Source organism: Paracidovorax sp. (assembly GCF_057642795.1).
In genome coordinates this window covers 186,149-202,435 of the sequence record NZ_JBXYZY010000040.1, presented here as the reverse complement: position 1 = coordinate 202,435, position 16,287 = coordinate 186,149, and the positions used below count along the sequence as shown (strand labels likewise).

The 16,287-nt window shown below is 69.8% G+C and carries 11 protein-coding genes; 5 read left to right on the top strand and 6 right to left on the bottom strand.

Going from position 1 to position 16,287, the window contains the following annotated elements:
- Positions 1-410 precede the first annotated feature (410 nt).
- Positions 411-1,526 carry a uroporphyrinogen decarboxylase gene (gene hemE, locus AC3A84_RS17040; RefSeq protein ID WP_487971220.1) on the bottom strand — a complete coding sequence of 372 codons (1,116 nt, stop codon included), beginning with the start codon at positions 1,524-1,526 and terminating at the stop codon, positions 411-413.
- A gap of 226 nt (positions 1,527-1,752) precedes the next feature.
- Here hemE and AC3A84_RS17035 point away from each other — a divergent pair, with 226 nt between their 5' ends.
- The 4 genes from AC3A84_RS17035 to AC3A84_RS17020 all read left to right on the top strand — a co-directional run bounded on the left by AC3A84_RS17035 (position 1,753) and on the right by AC3A84_RS17020 (position 6,846).
- The gene (locus AC3A84_RS17035; protein WP_487971219.1) at positions 1,753-2,706 is read left to right on the top strand and encodes a tripartite tricarboxylate transporter substrate-binding protein; all 954 of its coding nucleotides are present in this window, start codon (positions 1,753-1,755) and stop codon (positions 2,704-2,706) included.
- A gap of 17 nt (positions 2,707-2,723) precedes the next feature.
- Entirely contained in the window at positions 2,724-4,073 is a 1,350-nt protein-coding gene (locus tag AC3A84_RS17030) for a sulfatase family protein (RefSeq protein ID WP_487971218.1), read from the top strand.
- Between the two features lie 261 nt (positions 4,074-4,334).
- A complete protein-coding gene (locus AC3A84_RS17025; RefSeq protein ID WP_487971217.1) occupies positions 4,335-5,468 on the top strand; it encodes a pyridoxal-phosphate-dependent aminotransferase family protein in 1,134 nt (377 codons plus the stop codon).
- Between the two features lie 61 nt (positions 5,469-5,529).
- Positions 5,530-6,846: a DUF445 domain-containing protein gene (locus AC3A84_RS17020; protein ID WP_487971216.1), complete on the top strand. Its 1,317-nt coding sequence runs from the start codon at positions 5,530-5,532 to the stop codon at positions 6,844-6,846.
- A 41-nt stretch (positions 6,847-6,887) separates the two neighbouring features.
- Here the strand turns inward: AC3A84_RS17020 and AC3A84_RS17015 are convergent, their stop codons facing one another.
- The 4 genes from AC3A84_RS17015 to purU form a co-directional block, all read right to left on the bottom strand.
- Positions 6,888-8,411: an FAD-linked oxidase C-terminal domain-containing protein gene (locus tag AC3A84_RS17015; RefSeq protein ID WP_487971215.1), complete on the bottom strand. Its 1,524-nt coding sequence runs from the start codon at positions 8,409-8,411 to the stop codon at positions 6,888-6,890.
- 198 nt (positions 8,412-8,609) lie between these two features.
- Positions 8,610-10,613, bottom strand: a complete 2,004-nt coding sequence (locus AC3A84_RS17010) for a UvrD-helicase domain-containing protein (RefSeq protein WP_487971214.1) — start codon at positions 10,611-10,613, stop codon at positions 8,610-8,612.
- A 104-nt stretch (positions 10,614-10,717) separates the two neighbouring features.
- Entirely contained in the window at positions 10,718-11,665 is a 948-nt protein-coding gene (locus tag AC3A84_RS17005; RefSeq protein ID WP_487971213.1) for a LysR substrate-binding domain-containing protein, read from the bottom strand.
- A gap of 10 nt (positions 11,666-11,675) precedes the next feature.
- Positions 11,676-12,524, bottom strand: coding sequence for a formyltetrahydrofolate deformylase (gene purU, locus AC3A84_RS17000; RefSeq protein ID WP_487971212.1), 849 nt, complete (start codon positions 12,522-12,524; stop codon positions 11,676-11,678).
- A gap of 146 nt (positions 12,525-12,670) precedes the next feature.
- Here purU and AC3A84_RS16995 point away from each other — a divergent pair, with 146 nt between their 5' ends.
- Positions 12,671-15,295: a sensor domain-containing protein gene (locus AC3A84_RS16995; RefSeq protein ID WP_487971271.1), complete on the top strand. Its 2,625-nt coding sequence runs from the start codon at positions 12,671-12,673 to the stop codon at positions 15,293-15,295.
- Positions 15,296-15,399: 104 nt separating this feature from the next.
- Here the strand turns inward: AC3A84_RS16995 and AC3A84_RS16990 are convergent, their stop codons facing one another.
- Entirely contained in the window at positions 15,400-16,059 is a 660-nt protein-coding gene (locus AC3A84_RS16990; RefSeq protein ID WP_487971211.1) for an NAD(P)H-dependent oxidoreductase, read from the bottom strand.
- Between the last annotated feature and the right edge of the window lie 228 nt (positions 16,060-16,287).

Here is a 16,287-nt window from a genome sequence, read left to right as displayed (position 1 = left end):
CGTGGCAACCCGCTTGAAAACCCGCCGCTGCCTGGGATGTGTGCATAAGTGCGCTTGTCAAGGGCTGGGCGAGGCCGGTTTTTGTGGTAGCCCGGTGCCGTGCTGCAGGATTGTGCGTGCAGTTTCGATGCCAAGTGCTTGATTCTTCGAGGTTTGCCGAGAAATCCTGGTTTTCTGTGGATAACTTTGTTGATACATCCGGCCCAATCGTGCAAGAGCCTTGAAAACATTAGGTTTCTGCTGGTTGCACGCAAAAACGGCAGTGGGCATGCCTCTATATAAATCAACCACTTAGCGTGGGCTTGCGGAAAGTTGATCTATCCCAAAGCGCGGCACCCACAGCGCTTCACGCGGGCCGCCGCTCGCTTGCAGGTGTGCATAAGTCAAGCCCCCGGACGAGGGGGCCTGCGTCAGGCGTCGTTGCGCTGGGCGCGGGAATGGCTGTGTACGGCCTCCACCAGCGCGGCGACGTGTTCGGGCGGGGTGAACTGGCTGATGCCGTGGCCCAGGTTGAAGATGTGGGTGGGGCCGGTGGTGGCGCGGTCGGTGTGCGGCGTGCCGAAGCTGTCCAGCACGGCGCGCACCTGGGTGGCGATGGCGTCGGGCGGGGCAAACAGCACGTTCGGGTCGATGTTGCCCTGCAGCGCCTTGCCAGGGCCGCCCACGGCGCCGCCCACCAGGTCGCGGGCGCGGGCCAGGTTGGCCGTCCAGTCCAGGCCCAGCACCTCGCAATCGAGCCCGCCCATGGCCTCCAGCCACAGGGCGCCGCCCTTGGTGAAGACGATGCGCGGCACGTCGGTGCCATCCGTGCCGGTGCGCTTGAGCTGTGCCAGCACGCGGGCTGTGTAGTCCAGGCTGAACTGCTGGAAGGCGCCGTCGGCCAGCACGCCGCCCCAGCTGTCGAAGATCATCACCGCCTGCGCGCCCGCGTCGATCTGGGCGTTCAGGTAGGCCGCCACGGCATCGGCATTGACCGCCAGGATGCGGTGCATCAGGTCGGGACGTGAATACATCAGCGTCTTGACCAGCCGGTAGTCGTCGCTGCCCTTGCCCTCCACCATGTAGCAGGCCAGCGTCCAGGGGCTGCCCGAAAAACCGATCAGCGGCACCCGGCCGTTCAGCGCCCGCCGGATGGAGGTGACCGCGTCGAACACGTAGCGCAGCTTGTCCATGTCGGGCACGGCAAGGCGACCCACGGCCGCCTCGTCGCGCACCACCTGGGCGAAGCGCGGGCCCTCGCCCTCGGCGAAGGACAGGCCCAGGCCCATGGCGTCGGGCACCGTGAGGATGTCGGAAAAGAGGATCGCCGCGTCCAGCGGGAAGCGGGCCAGAGGCTGCAGCGTGACCTCGGTGGCGTAATCAACGTTCGTGGCCAGCCCCATGAAGCTGCCGGCCCGCGCGCGCGTGGCCTTGTACTCGGGCAGATAGCGGCCGGCCTGGCGCATCAGCCAGAGCGGCGTGTAGTCGGTGGCCTGGCGCCGGCAGGCGCGCAGGAACGTGTCGTTCTGGAGCGGGGCGAAACTCATGGCGGGCATTGTCGCAGGGCCGGCTGGCCCGGGCCGGCCGCGGTCTTGCCTCGGATCAAGGAATCGGTGCGTTCCCTCGCTCCGGCCTGTCGACATAACGCGGGATGATCAGTTCTGTGCCAGCATGCGCCGTCGGCTGCCTACTGAGAGCACGATGGCGGACGGCGTTCCCTTCTTCGCTCTTTTCTCCCCTTATTGCGTTCATCCACAGCCTGGAGTTCCCGTGATGACCTCTCGCCGCCAGTTCCTCGCCCGTTCCGCCTTGCTGGCCGCCTGCGCGCCGGTCTGGGCGCAGGACAGTCCCCTGCGCATCGTGGTGGGCTACCCGCCCGGCGGCTCGTCCGACCGCGTCGCCCGCATCGTGGCCGACGGGCTGCAGCGCGTGCTGGGCCAAGCCGTGATCGTCGAGAACAAGGTGGGCGCGGGCGGCCGCATCTCGGCCCAGTACGTGAAGAGCGCCCCCGCCAGCCAGCCCATGCTGCTGCTGGCCAACCCGGCGGTGATGGTCGTCTCGCCCCTGGTGGTGCCCGACGTGGGCTACCAGCCCGAGCAGGACTTCGTGCCCCTGAGTGAGGTCAACAGCTACGTGTTCGGCGTGGCCGTGGCCTCGGCCGTGCCGGTGCAGGAGCTGCAGCACCTGCTGGCCTGGCTGCGCGCCAACCCCGCCCAGGCCAACATCGGCGTGCCGGCCACCGGCAGCCTGCCGCATTTCTTCGCGCTCATGCTGGGCAAGAAGGCCGGTGTCCCCATCGAAGCCGTGGGCTATCGCGGCTCCGCTCCGCTCATCACCGACCTGATCGGCGGGCAGGTGCCCGTCGCCGTGGACACGCTGGACGCCCTGCAGCCCCAGTTCGAAGGCGGCAAGCTGCGCCTGCTGGCCGTCTCCAGCGAACAGCGCGTGCCCGAACTGCCCAAGGTGCCCACGCTGCGGCAGGCCGGCGTCGATCTGGCCGCATCGGGCTGGAACACCGTGTTCGCGCCCCGCTCCATGCCCGCCGCGCAGGCCGACCGCTACGCCGAAGCCATCCAGAAGGTGATGAAGGACCCGGAGGTCGTCCGCCAGTTCAAGGCCAACCACCTCGACCCCGTGGTGAGCACGCCAGCCCAGACCCGCCAGAGCCTGGCCGCCTACCGCAAGCAGTGGGTGCCCGTCATCCGCGAATCGGGCTACCGCCCCTGAGCCCGGAGATGGCCGCCATGCCGCAACCCCCACGCCCGAACATCGTCTTCATCGTGGCCGACGACCTCGGCTATGCCGACTTAGGGTGCTACGGCGGGCGCGACGCCGCCTTCGGCCCCGTATCGCCCGTGCTGGATGCGCTCGCCGCGGGCGGGCTCAAGCTCACCCAGGGCTATTCCAACTCGCCCGTGTGCTCGCCCACCCGCTTCGCGCTGATGACGGCGCGCTACCAGTACCGCCTGCGCGGCGCGGCCGAAGAACCCATCCGCACCGCCACGCGCGGCAACGACCGCCTGGGCCTGCCGCCCGCGCATCCCACGCTGCCCTCGCTGCTCAAGGAGGCCGGCTACCGCACCGCCCTGATGGGCAAGTGGCACCTGGGCTACCCGCCGCACTTCAGCCCCTTGAAGTCGGGCTACGAGGAATTCTTCGGCCCCATGTCCGGCGGGGTGGACTACTTCACCCACTGCGGTGCCAACGGCACGCACGACCTCTGGTTCGGCGAAGAGGAAAAGGCGCACGAGGGGTACCTGACCGACCTCATCACCGAGCATTCGGTGGACTACATCGAGCGCATGGCCGAAGGCGCGAAGCAGGGCACGCCCTTCTTCCTGAGCGTTCACTACACCGCCCCCCACTGGCCGTGGGAAACCCGCGACGACGAAGCCCTGGCCCACGAACTGCGCGAAATCAAGCAGGCCATCTACCACCTGGCCGGCGGCAACGTCGAAACCTACCGCCGCATGATCCACCACATGGACGAAGGCATCGGCAAGCTCGTCGCCACCCTGCGCGCCCACGGCCTGGAGCGCGACACCCTCGTCGTCTTCACCAGCGACAACGGCGGCGAACGCTTCTCCGACAACTGGCCCTTGGTGGGCGGCAAGATGGATTTGACGGAAGGTGGCATCCGTGTGCCCTGGATCGCCCACTGGCCCGCCACCATCCCTCCCGGCGGCACCAGCGCCCAGCCCTGCCTGACCATGGACTGGTCCGCCACGATGCTGGAGCTGGGCGGCGCCCGGCCTCCTGCCGACTATCCATGGGATGGCCAGACCCTGGCCCCCCTGCTGCAAGACCCGGCCTGGAGGGGCGCCGCCGACCGCCCGCTCTTCTGGCGCATGAACCACCGCGGCCAGCGCGCCATGCGGCACGGCGACTGGAAATACCTGCGGGTGGATGGGGTCGATTACCTGTTCAATCTGTCGCAGGACGAGCGCGAGCGGGCGAATCTGGCGCCGCTGCAGCCCGGACGGCTGGCGGATATGGTGCAGGCGTGGCAGGCGTGGAATGCGAGCATGCCGGCCATTCCGCAGGATGCGACGGTGAGCCTTTGCTACACGGACAAGGATATGCCGCAGCGGTGAGCTGGAGGTGTGTGCGGGGCCTGATCGGCGTGCCTTGTGAGGCCCACCGGTACCGCACGGGATGGAGGTATTGGGTGGACGGTGGGATGCGTGTCGTGGGAGCTGGACTGGCCTTCAAGGCCTGCGCCAGCAGGCGGCCACTCTCACGCGGCGCGCTTCAGCGGCGGCTCGAGGGTCTCGAATGGAACGCGACAGAGGGTGCAAGAGGTGCGTGCTAAGCTGCCCCGCGACTTGTTCGTCTGCGATTCGGAGAACCCTTCCATGCCCGGCCTGCTGCCCCATATCGACCCTGACGGTCTGCTCGAATTCTCGGTGGTCTATACCGACCGTGCGCTCAACCACATGTCCAAGCGCTTTACCGGCGTGATGCAGGACATCCTCGCCACGCTCAAGCAGGTGTACGGCGCCCACACGGCCGTGCTGGTGCCGGGCAGCGGCACCTTCGGCATGGAGGCCGTGGCGCGCCAGTTCGCCAACCGCGAGAAGGTGCTGATCGTGCGCAACGGCTGGTTCAGCTACCGCTGGAGCCAGATCTTCGACGCCGGCGGCCTGGGTGGCGGCGCCGTGGTGTGCAAAGCCCGCCAGCAGGGCGAGGGCGCGCAGGCCCCGTGGGCGCCATGCCCGGCCGACGAGGTGGCCGCGGCCATCCGCGCCGAGCGGCCCAAGGTCGTCTTTGCGCCGCACGTGGAAACCGCCAGCGGCATCATCCTGCCGGACGACTACCTGCGCACCGTGGCCGACGCCGCGCACGAGGTGGGGGCGCTCTTCGTGCTCGACTGCGTGGCCTCCGGCGCCATGTGGGTGGACATGCGCGCCACTGGCGTGGATGTGCTCATCAGCGCGCCGCAGAAGGGCTGGAGCGGCTCGCCTTGCTGCGCCATGGTGATGCTGAGCGAGCGCGCCCGCGAGGCCATCGAAGGCACGCAGAGCTCCAGCTTCTCGTGCGACCTGAAGAAGTGGATGCAGATCGCCGAAGGCTACGAAAAGGGCCAGCACGCCTATCACACCACCATGCCCACCGACGCGCTGGTGCAGCTGCGGGGCGTGATGCTGGAGACCCGCGACTACGGCTTCGAGAAGGTGCGCGCCGAGCAGATCGCCCTGGGCGCCCAGGTGCGCGAGCTGCTCGAATCGCGCGGCCTGCCCAGCGTGGCGGCAGAAGGCTTCAAGGCGCCCGGCGTGGTGGTGAGCTACACCACCGACCCAGGCATCCAGAACGGCTCCAAGTTCGCGGCCGCGGGCCTGCAGACCGCCGCCGGCGTGCCGCTGCAGTGCGGCGAGGGCGCGGACTTCCGCACCTTCCGCATCGGCCTCTTCGGGCTGGAGAAGTGGCACCACGTGGAGCGCACCGTGGGCCATCTGCGCACCGCCCTCGATCAGGTCATCCCCCGCTGACCCTGCAGGGAAAGAGGCCGCGCCTTGGCGCGGCGCCGCCCCGGCGGCTATTCTTTGGGCCATGCCGTTGCAAGCCCCCCGACAGGACCAAGAAGCGCTGCTGCAGCGCGCCAAGCGCCAGGCCACCGGCCTGCTGCTGATGGTGGTGGCGGTGTTCGCCGCCACCTATCTCTTCCCGCGCGGCCTGGCCGTGGACTGCGTTCGCGCCGTGGCCGAGGCCGCCCTGGTCGGCGCGCTGGCCGACTGGTTTGCCGTCTCCGCGCTGTTCCGCCGCATCCCGCTGCCCTGGGTCGGCGGGCACACCGACATCATCGCCCGCAACAAGGACCGCATCGGCGGCAATCTGGCCGAGTTCGTGCGCGGGGAATTCCTCGACGCGCCCTCGATGGTCAGCATGATCCGCCGGCACGACCCGGCCGACATGCTGGCCCAGTGGCTCACGGCACCGGCCAATGCCGGCCTGCTGGGCCGGCAGGTCGCGCGCCTGGCCGCCGCCGCGCTCGACACCGTGGAAGACACCAAGATCCAGGAACTGCTGGGCCAGGCGGCGCGCGCGCTGCTCGGGCGCATCGACCTCAGCCGGTCCATGGGCGCGGCCCTGGGCGCGCTCACCCAGGGCGGGCGCCACCAGGCGCTGCTCGACGACCTGCTGCTGCGCCTGGGCGGCATGCTGCAGTCGGCCGAGACGCGCGCCTTCATCGCCGACACGCTGGTGCAGTGGATCCGGCGCGAGCACCCGCTGAAGGAAAAGGTGCTGCCCACCGACTGGCTGGGCGCCAAGGGTGCCGGCGCCATCGCCCACGCCATCGAGAGCCTGCTCGAAGAAGTCGCCCAGGACCCGCACCACCAGCTGCGCGACGCGCTGGACACCGCCCTGCAGCGCCTGGTGGACCGACTGCAGACCGACCCCGACTGGGCCCGGCGCGGCGAGGAGATCCGCGCCTATCTGCAGGACGACCCCAAGCTCGGCGCCTATGTGGCGGAGCTGTGGGGCCGGGTGCGCGAGGCGCTGCGCCGCGACTTGAACGACGAGCATTCCGAGGTCTCGCGCCAGGTGGCCGCCATGGGCCAGTGGCTGGGCATGTCGCTGGCCGGCGATGCGGCGCTGCGCGTGCGCCTGAACGTGCGGCTCGAACTCTGGGCCGCCCAGTGGGCGCCCGATGTGTCGCGCTCGGTGGCCGACCACATCCGCGCCACTGTCGAGCGCTGGGATGCACGCGAGATGGCGCGCCTGGCCGAACTGCACATCGGCCGCGACCTGCAGTACATCCGCATCAACGGCACGGTGGTGGGCGGGCTGGTGGGGCTGCTGCTCTTCGCGCTGTCGCACGCCCGGGAGCTGATGGACGCTGCGCGCGCGGTGCTCGCCAGCATCTGACTTCGCTGGAGCAGATGCCAGGCGGCTCGCGCGGCGCCGCGTCAGAACCGCGGCAGGTCCGGGTGCGCGATCTGCCCGCCGCGCACCAGCATCTTTCCGTACTCCGCGCAGCGGTTCAGCGTCGGGATGACCTTGCCCGGGTTGAGCAGGCCGGCCGGGTCGAACGCGGCCTTGAGTGCGAACATCTGCGCGTTCTCCTCGGTGGTGAACTGGGTGCACATGCTGTTGAGCTTTTCCACGCCCACGCCGTGTTCGCCCGAGACGGTGCCGCCCATGGCCACGCTGGTTTCCAGGATGTCGGCGCCGAAGAGCTCGCAGCGGTGCAGCTCGTCGGGGTCGTTGGCGTCGAAAAGCACCAGCGGGTGCAGGTTGCCGTCGCCGGCGTGGAAGACGTTGCAGCAGCGCAGGCGGTATTTCTTCTCCATCTCGGCGATGGCCAGGAGGATGTCGGCCAGGCGCTTGCGCGGGATGGTGGAGTCCAGGCACATGTAGTCGGGGCTGATGCGGCCGCTGGCCGGGAAGGCGTTCTTGCGGCCGCTCCAGAAGCGCAGGCGCTCGGCCTCGTTCTCGCTCACGGTGATGGCGGTGGCGCCGGCCGCGCGCAGCACCTCGCTCATGCGGCCGATCTCTTCCTCCACCTCTTCGGGCGTGCCGTCGCTTTCGCACAGCAGGATGGCTTCGGCCGTGAGGTCGTAGCCGGCCTTGACGAAGTCCTCCACGGCGGCGGTCATGGGCTTGTCCATCATCTCCAGCCCGGCCGGGATGATGCCGGCCGCGATGACGGCGGCCACCGCGTCGCCGGCTTTGCGCACATCGTCGAAGCTGGCCATGATGCAGCGCGCCAGCTGGGGCTTGGGGATGAGGCGCACCGTGGCCTCGGTGGTCACGGCCAGCATGCCTTCGCTGCCGATCACGGCGGCCAGCAGGTCGTAGCCGGGGGTGTCGAGCGCCTCGCTGCCGAATTCCACCGGCTCGCCTTCCACGGTGAAGCCGCGCACGCGCAGCACGTTGTGCACGGTGAGACCGTATTTCAGGCAGTGCACGCCGCCGGAGTTTTCGGCAATGTTGCCGCCGATGGTGCAGGCGATCTGGCTGGATGGGTCGGGCGCGTAGTAGAGCTGCCAGGGCGCGGCCGCCTCGCTGATGGCCAGGTTGCGCACGCCGCACTGCACGCGAGCGGTGCGGCTGACCGGGTCGATGCCCAGGATGCGGTTGAAGCGCGCCAGCGACAGCGTGACGCCCAGGGCGTGCGGCATGGCCCCGCCTGACAGGCCCGTGCCCGCACCGCGCGCCACCACGGGCACGCCCAGCGCATGGCAGGTGCGCAGCACGGCCTGCACCTGCGCCTCGGTCTCGGGCAGGCAGACCACCAGCGGGCGCTGGCGGTAGGCGGTGAGGCCGTCGCATTCGTAGGGCGTGGTGTCTTCCGCATGCCAGAGCAGCATATGCGCGGGCAGGTGGGCCGAGAGGGCCTGCACCACCTGCGCCTGCCGGGCGGCGCGTTCGGCGGCGCTGGGGGCGGAGTCAGGGGCGGAAGCGGAGGGAAGGGATACGGCGGCGCTCATGCCCGCCACTGTAGAGGATGGACGCGCGCCGGTGCGTGAGTTTTCTTTCAGCGCCGCGTGAAGGGCGGCATCGCGGGCGCAGGCCGGCGGCATCGGGGCTGCACCAGGGCTGCGGCTTGTGTTTGCTATGGATAGATGAGCGCCATGCCCAGGTAGATGGCAGGCTGTGGCCTGATTCCTTCAGTAATTGAGAGGCGCTTACACCGGCCCGGGGCTCACCGGCCGGTCGCGGCCCTCCAGCAGCCACAGGCGGCGGGTGGCGCGGGTGAGGGCCACGTAGAGCATGTTGCGCTCGCGGTAGGCCTCCTGCGGGGCGGCGGTGCGCGGAAAGCGCCCGCGCTCGACCAGCGGCACGGCGACGTGCTCGTATTCGTGGCCCTTGCAGCGCTCCACCGTCAGCAGCTGCAGGCTGGGCGCCTCGTTCTGGCGGTGCTGGCGGATGCTGGACTGCACCATGAGCGCGAGCTGGCCCAGGAATTCATCCACGCTCAGGCCCGCGCAGATGCGCGAGAGCGCCTGCAGGCTGTCCAGGCACTGGCGCAGTTCCTCGGGGCTGATGGATGCCTCGGTGAAAAACCGGTGCAGCAGCGGGTGGCGGCAGAGCCGGCCGGCGTCGGCGCAGACTTCGGGCGGTAGCGCCAGCCAGGCCTCGCATGCGGCGGAGGCCACGGGCGCGTTCGGGTCGAAGCTGGCGCGCAGCAGGAAGCCGCGCATGCGTTCCTGCTGGGCCAGCAGCTCGGCAGCCACGGCGCGGGTGTCCACCTCGGCGGCGGAGGTCTGCGCCAGCGCCTGCAGGTCGAAGAGGCCGTTGGCCAGCCGGTCGGCGTCGGGCCGGCTGGCGCGGCGCACGTAGCGCAGCAGGCCTTCGATGGCGCTGCTGAGAATGCCCTGGGTGAGCCGCACCTGGCTGCCGCAGCCCGGCAGGGCCCAGAAGAGCGCCAGCACCAGCGCGATCTCGCGGCGCTGGTAGAAGCGCTTGAGGCCCTTGCAGGCGTAGTGCACGCCCTCGTGGGCGAAGCGCCATTCCAGCAGCACCGAATCTTCGGGCGAGCGCAGCACGACGTGCAGGCAGGGCGCCGTACCGTTCGCGGCGGGCGGTTCGCGCCGCACGGCCTGGTGGATGGCCAGCAGCTGTTGGGCGCAGTCTTCGTCGCTTGCATACGAGAGCCGCTCGAAGCGCGCCGGCTTGGTGGCGTAGTGCGCGGCGAAGTCCACGCCGAAGAGCGGGTTGAGCCCGTCGCAGATGGCCGGTCCGAAGCGGTAGGTGGTGTTGAGCGTCAGCACCTCGGGCGGCTCGGGCAGCTGCTGGCGGATGCGTTCCAGCCCGTCGCCGAAGACGGAGAAGGCACCGGGCAGGATGTGCTGGTTGAAGTCGCCCGCGCCCACGAAGACGCCATTGCCGCCGGCCACCAGGTGGCGCAGCACCAGCATGGCGGCCTCGTCCAGATCCTGCAGCTCGTCGAACAGCACCGCGTCGTAGCGGCCCTGCAGCGGGGCGTAGGCGTCGCCGAAGTCCAGCTCCCAGAGCTGACGGGCGATTTCGTAGGTGCAGTCGCCCGGGGCGTAGAAGAGGGGCTCGTCGTCCGGGCCCCGGCGCAGGCGCTCGTACTGGCGCAGCAGCAGGTAGAGGCCGTAGTCCAGCGCCTGCTCGCGGCAGTAGGCGGCGGCGCTCAGGCCATCGCGGGCGATGCCCTGCTGCAGCAGCCGCTGCTTGGCCAGGGCCTCGAAGTCGGTGAAGGCCTGCACGTCGAGCTCGCGCGCCAGGAAGTCCGCCGCCTCGGGCGGTGCGTCGGCCTGCTGCTGCAGCGCGGCGTGGGCCTGGCGGATCAGCAGATTGCGCTCCAGCGGCTCGGTCAGGCGCTGCACGGGCAGGCCCTGCGCTTCCAGCAGGCCGGCGCAGAGCTGGTCCACCGTCATGATCTGCACTTCGCGCGCGTCGGAGGACATGAAGCGCGCCAGCCGGTCGTGGATGGCGGCGAGGCCCGCGTCGGAATAGGCCAGCATCAGCACGCGGCGCGCCCCCCGGGTCTGCACCAGGTCGGCGGCCTTGATCGCCAGCGTGGTGGTCTTGCCCGTGCCCGCCAGGGCGCTGATGAGCACCGTGCGCGCCGTGGCGTTGAGTACGGCGTTCTGCTCCAGCGTGGGGTAGCGCTTCTTGAAGGCGGCGGCTGCGGCGGGGGCGTCGTGGGGGGGCTGGGCCATGGGCGATGAGAGGGAGAGGATTCCTCTATTTTTTTAATAGCAGCTGGCGCGGCGGGGTGAGCGCTGCCGCCGAAAGTGGCAGCAAGGGGCTGCCGGAGGCCCGGTCAGTTCATCGCCCGCTGCAGCCATTCGGCGAAGGCCGCGCATTCCCAGCGGTCCATGGTGCCGGTGCGCCAGCACAGGTAGTGCGCATGCGGGCTGGGCGCCTGCACGTCGAAGAGGCGCACCAGCGTGCCCTGGTCCAGCCAGGGGGCGCCCAGCTTCAGGCGCACCAGCGCCACGCCCATGCCGGCGGCGGCGGCATCGCACATCAGGCCGATGTCGTTGAACTGCGAGCCTTCGCTGGGCGCGGGCCAGTCCAGGCCGCAGGCGGCGAACCAGGTCCGCCAGGGCTCCAGCGGGCTGCGCAGCAGCGGGGTGCCTTCCAGGTCCTCGGGCCGCTCGAAGGGGCCGTGCTCGCGCAGGAAGGCGGGCGAGGCCAGCGGCGTGACCATGTCGCGTGCGATCTCCACGTGCTCCATGTCGGCGTAGTGGCCGGGGCCGAAGCGCACGACCAGGTCGGCGTCCTCGGCCACCACGTCCAGCAGCGGGATGGACACCTGCAGGGCCAGGTCGATCTCGGGATAGACCTCGGTGAACTGCCGCAGCCGCGGAATCAGGATGGCGCGCGCGAACGTGGGCGTGACGGCCAGCTTGAGCCGGCGCTTGCCCGGCGTGGCGTCGCTGCCCGGAAAGCGCTGCAGCGCGCTCAGGCCCTCGCGCACCTGGGCCAGGTAGGCGCTGCCTTCGGTGGTGAGGGAAAAGTCCGCCCGCCCGAAGAGCCGCGTGCCCAGGATCTGTTCGAGCTGCTTGACGCGGTGGCTCACCGCGCTGGGCGTCACGCACAGCTCCTCGGCCGACTGCGTCACGCTGCGCAGCCGGGCCAGCGCCTCGAAGGTGACCAGGCACTGGATGGGCGGGATGCGCCGGGCGCCGCTGGCCCAGCCGGCGGCAGCGCCGTCCTGGCCGCGTGTGGAGAAGGCGTCCTTCGGGGTGCTGCTGCCGGTGGCCATGGCGGGGGCTTCAGCGGAAGACGACGGTCTTGTGGTCGTTGAGCAGCACGCGGCGCTCGGTGTGCCACTTGACGGCGCGGGCCAGCACCTGGCTCTCAGTGTCGCGGCCGCGGGCCGTGAGGTCTTCCACCGTGTCGGTGTGGTCCGCGCGGGCCACGTCCTGTTCGATGATCGGGCCTTCGTCGAGGTCGGCCGTCACATAGTGGGCGGTGGCGCCGATCAGCTTCACGCCGCGGTCGTGCGCCTGGTAGTAGGGCTTGGCGCCCTTGAAGCTGGGCAGGAAGCTGTGGTGGATGTTGATGGCCCGGCCTTCGAGCTTGCGGCACAGGTCGTCCGACAGCACCTGCATGTAGCGCGCCAGCACCACCAGCTCGGCGCCTTCCTGCTGGATGATCTCGAACTGCCGCGCCTCGGCCTGGGCCTTGTTGTCCTTGGTGACCGGGATGTGGTGGAAGGGCACGTTGTAGCTGGCCGCGAGCTGGTAGAAGTCGCGGTGGTTGCTGATGATGGCCGCGATGTGGACCGGCAGCAGGCCCGACTTCCAGCGGAACAGCAGGTCGTTCAGGCAGTGGCCCTCGCGGCTGACCATGATGACGGTGCGCACCGGCTCGCTGGCCGCGTGCAGGTGCCAGCGCATCTGGTGCGGCGCGGCGAAGGCGGCCAGGCGCTCGCGCAGCGTGGCCTGGTCGTGCGTGGCGCAGGCGAACTGCAGGCGCATGAAAAACAGGCCGGTGTCGTGGTCGTTGTATTGCGCGGCCTCTTCGATGTTGCCGTCCTGTTCCAGCAAAAAACCGGAAACGGCATGCACCAGCCCCAGTCGATCGGGGCAGGACAGAGTGAGAATGTAGGCTTGGGTCATAGCCGGGCGATTGTCGCAGCACCGCAGCGCGGGTGCCGCGCTGGCGGGTCTACGCAACGAGGAAATCAATGGACAGCAAGGGCTCGGGCCCGAAGGGCTCTGCATGGCGCAGGGCCTTCTTATCTTTGGTCGCTGGCATCTTGGGGGTGCTGGCAGGCGAAGCCGCGCTTCATGCCTGGGCGAGCGATGCGCCGCAGCTCGCGTTCCTGCACGGTGCCGGCGGTCTGCTGTGCGTGGGGCTGTGGGCCGCGCTGGCAGGCTGGCTGCTGCTGCGTTTGCGGCGCGGCGAGGCCCTCCGGCAGGCCACCCAGCGCGAGCACGACCAGCTCGCACGGCATTTGCCGGTAGGCATGGCGCACATCGCGCTGGGCGGGCGCCTGCTGTGGATGAACGCCTGCCTGCGCCAGTGGCTGGGCCTGCCCCGAGACGGCGCCGTGCCGGAGGGCTTCGATTTCCACGCACTGGTGCAGCCGGTGGAGCCGCAGGCCGTGGCGGGACTGACCGAACGCCTGCGCTCGGGCACCGTGGACAACGACGTGGCCCAGTACCGCCTGCGCCGGGCGCCGGGCGCCCAGGGCGACGATGGCGATGATGACGACGAGGCCGGAATCCCCCTGCTGGGCACGACCTGCCTGATCCCCGCCACCGACGACGCGCCCGAGCACCTGCTCTGCGTGCTGCAGGACCTGACCGACACCCGCGCCACCCGCCGCGCGCTGGAGCGCAGCGAGGCGCGGCTGCAGCAGGCGCTCTACGGCGGCGGCATCGGCGTGTGGGATTGGGACCTGCGCCGGCGCCGGCTCGATTTCGCTGGCGGGGTGGAGCGGTTGCTGCGCTACGAGGGCGACGATTTCGCGCACGACTTCCACCTGCTGTCCCGCGTGCTGCGGGTCGATCGACCGCGCCTGCTGGTCGCGGCCCGCCATGCGCTGGCGTCGGACGGCCCGTTTTCCGAAAGCTTGCGGCTGCGCTGCTTTGACGGGCGATACCGCTGGTTCCGCGCCCATGGCCGGCGCCAGCTCGACGCCCAGGGCCGGCCCCGCCGCCTGCTGGGCACCCTGGCCGACGAGGACGAGCAGCGCCGCGACGAGGAGCGGCATCGCCTGGCCATCGCCGTGGTGGACAACACCGTCGAGGGCGTGGTCGTGACCGATGCGCAGAGCCGTATCCTCTGGGTCAATTCCGCCTTCACCCGGCTGCTGGGCTACACCGAGGACGAACTGCTGGGCCAGACGCCGCGCATCTTCAAGTCCGGCCGGCACGACCGCGCCTTCTATGCCGAGATGTGGGGGCGCCTGGGCCGTTCGGGCCACTGGCAGGGCGAGATCTGGAACCGGCGCAAGAACGGCGAAGTGTTCCCCGAGCACATGTCGCTGTCGGCCGTGCGCGATGCGGCGGGCCAGACCACCCACTACGTCTGCGTGTTCACCGACATCACCGAAGAGAAAGCCCAGTACCAGCGGCTGGAATTCCTTGCGCACAACGACCCTCTTACCACCCTGGTCAACCGCAGCCACTTCGCGGAGCGCCTGGAGGAGGCCGTGCAGGCCGCACGACCGAGCGGAGAGCAGATGGCCGTGCTGTTGCTCAACCTCGAACGCTTCAAGGACGTGAACGACAGCTACGGCCATGCCGTGGGCGATCAGGTGCTGCAGCACATCGCCCGGAAGGTCCAGTTGGCCATGGGGGCGGACGCGTTGGTGGGCCGCATGGGCGGCGACGAGCTCGGCGTGCTGGCGCGCCACCTGGCTCGGCCCGAGGACGCCGGCACCATCGCCCAGACCATGATCGCGGCTGCCGCCGAGCCCTGGCGCTCGCCCGAGGGCTTCGAGGTGGTGGCTGGAGCCAGTGTGGGGATCAGCCTCTTTCCCACGCACGGCACCACGGCGCAGGCGCTGCTGCAGGGCGCGCATGCGGCCGTGCATGGCGCAAAGGCGCACGGCCGCGGCGCCTGGTGCTTCTTCGACGAGGGACTGCGGGCCGCGGCGCGCGAACGGCTGGCGCTCGAGGCCCGGCTGCGCCTGGCGATGGCCGAAGGCCACCTCCAGATGCATTACCAACCACAGGTGGACATCGCCAGCGGCCGCATCGTCGGCGCCGAGGCGCTGGTGCGCTGGACCGACCCGGTCGAGGGCCCGATCGCGCCCACGCGCTTCATCCCCGTGGCCGAACGCACCGGTCTCATCGGGCCGCTGGGCGACTGGGTGACGGCGGAGGTGTGCCGACAGGGACGGATCTGGCTCGATGCGGGTCTTCTGCCGGGCACGCTGGCGATCAACCTATCGCCCCGGCAGTTCCATCTGAGCGACCTGGTCGCGGGCCTGGCCGGCGCGCTGCACGCCAGCGGCTTTCCGGCCGACCGGCTGGAACTGGAGATCACCGAGGGCGCCCTGGCCGAGCGCCCGGAAGAGGCGCGCCAGCTGCTGCTGCGCCTGCGCGAGCTGGGCGTGCGGCTGGCGGTGGACGACTTCGGCACCGGCTATTCGTCGCTGGCGCACCTCAAGCGCTTCCCCATCGACGTCCTCAAGATCGACCGCAGCTTCATCCGCGACCTGCCCCAGAGCACCGACGATATGGCCATCTGCGCCGCCATCATCGCCATGGGCCACAGCCTGGGGCTGTCAGTGCTGGCCGAGGGGGTGGAAACGGAGGATCAGCGCGTTTTTCTGCATGCGCGCGGCTGCGACAGCTTTCAGGGCTACCTCTGCTCCCGGCCGCTGCCGGCCGAGGAATTCAGCGAGCTGCTGCGCGGGCAGGCACCAGCTCGCTGAGCCCCGCAGGCAGCGGGGTTGGTTTGCTATGGAGTTGATAGCTAACTGCCCTGGCAATCAAAGGGCGGGGGCCGGTTATGTCACCCGGCCCCATGCTGCGGCGCTCAGACTTCGGTGACGAAGCGCTCGCGCGGGCGGCGCACCTTGGGCAGATTCACCAGCCAGTCCTGTTCGGCCAGTCGGTAGCCCAGCGGCAGCACAGCCACGCTGCGCAGGTGGCGTGCGCGCAGGCCCAGGATCTCGTCCAGCGCGTTCGGGTCGAACCCTTCCATGGGCGTGCTGTCCACGCCTTCGTAGGCGGCGGCCATCAGGGCGGCCGACAGGGCGATGTAGGCCTGGCGAGCGGCGTGCTCGAAGTTCACTTCCGCATCGCGCTGCGGGTAGGCGTTGAGCAGCTGCTGGCGGTAGTTCTCCCAGCCTTCGTTGGTGAAGCCACGCACTTCGTTCGTGTAGTCGAACATGGTGTTGATGCGCTCGGCCGTGTAGTTGTCCCAGGCAGCGAAGACCAGCAGGTGCGAGCTGTCCACGATCTGGCCCTGGTTCCAGGCGATGGGCTGAATGCGGGCGCGCACGGCCGGGTCGGTCACCACCAGCAGCTCGAAGGGCTGCAGGCCGCTGGAAGTGGGGGCCAGACGGGCGGCCTCGATGATGCGCTCCAGCTTGTCGGCCGGCACCTTGCGGGTCGGGTCCATCTTCTTGGTGGCATAGCGCCAGTTCAGGCGCTCGATCAGCGAAGAGGCATCGGTGGTGTGCGTATCGGACATGGAGACAGCTTTCTGAATCTTGTAAGGGCCTGAGAATGTAGGGGCTCCACGTCGTCTTGCCAGTGGCGCCTGGAACAACACTGCGTTGCATGGGGAGAACCAATGCCCCGCTTGCGCTGCCGCAAGGACTCTGCTTCGACGTCCCTGCCGCATGGATGGGCTTGGACTTCGGGGCTATCCGTGGTGCGGGCCCGGGTGTAAAAAGAGCGCCCGCTGCCCTGCCGGGCA

Bases quoted from the DNA above. Each gene is read 5' to 3' on its own strand.
- hemE (WP_487971220.1), bottom strand. From the start codon at position 1,526: ATGAGTTTCGCCCCGCTCCAGAACGACACGTTCCTGCGCGCCTGCCGG.
- AC3A84_RS17035 (WP_487971219.1), top strand. From the start codon at position 1,753: ATGACCTCTCGCCGCCAGTTCCTCGCCCGTTCCGCCTTGCTGGCCGCC.
- AC3A84_RS17030 (WP_487971218.1), top strand. From the start codon at position 2,724: ATGCCGCAACCCCCACGCCCGAACATCGTCTTCATCGTGGCCGACGAC.
- AC3A84_RS17025 (WP_487971217.1), top strand. From the start codon at position 4,335: ATGCCCGGCCTGCTGCCCCATATCGACCCTGACGGTCTGCTCGAATTC.
- AC3A84_RS17020 (WP_487971216.1), top strand. From the start codon at position 5,530: ATGCCGTTGCAAGCCCCCCGACAGGACCAAGAAGCGCTGCTGCAGCGC.
- AC3A84_RS17015 (WP_487971215.1), bottom strand. From the start codon at position 8,411: ATGAGCGCCGCCGTATCCCTTCCCTCCGCTTCCGCCCCTGACTCCGCC.
- AC3A84_RS17010 (WP_487971214.1), bottom strand. From the start codon at position 10,613: ATGGCCCAGCCCCCCCACGACGCCCCCGCCGCAGCCGCCGCCTTCAAG.
- AC3A84_RS17005 (WP_487971213.1), bottom strand. From the start codon at position 11,665: ATGGCCACCGGCAGCAGCACCCCGAAGGACGCCTTCTCCACACGCGGC.
- purU (WP_487971212.1), bottom strand. From the start codon at position 12,524: ATGACCCAAGCCTACATTCTCACTCTGTCCTGCCCCGATCGACTGGGG.
- AC3A84_RS16990 (WP_487971211.1), bottom strand. From the start codon at position 16,059: ATGTCCGATACGCACACCACCGATGCCTCTTCGCTGATCGAGCGCCTG.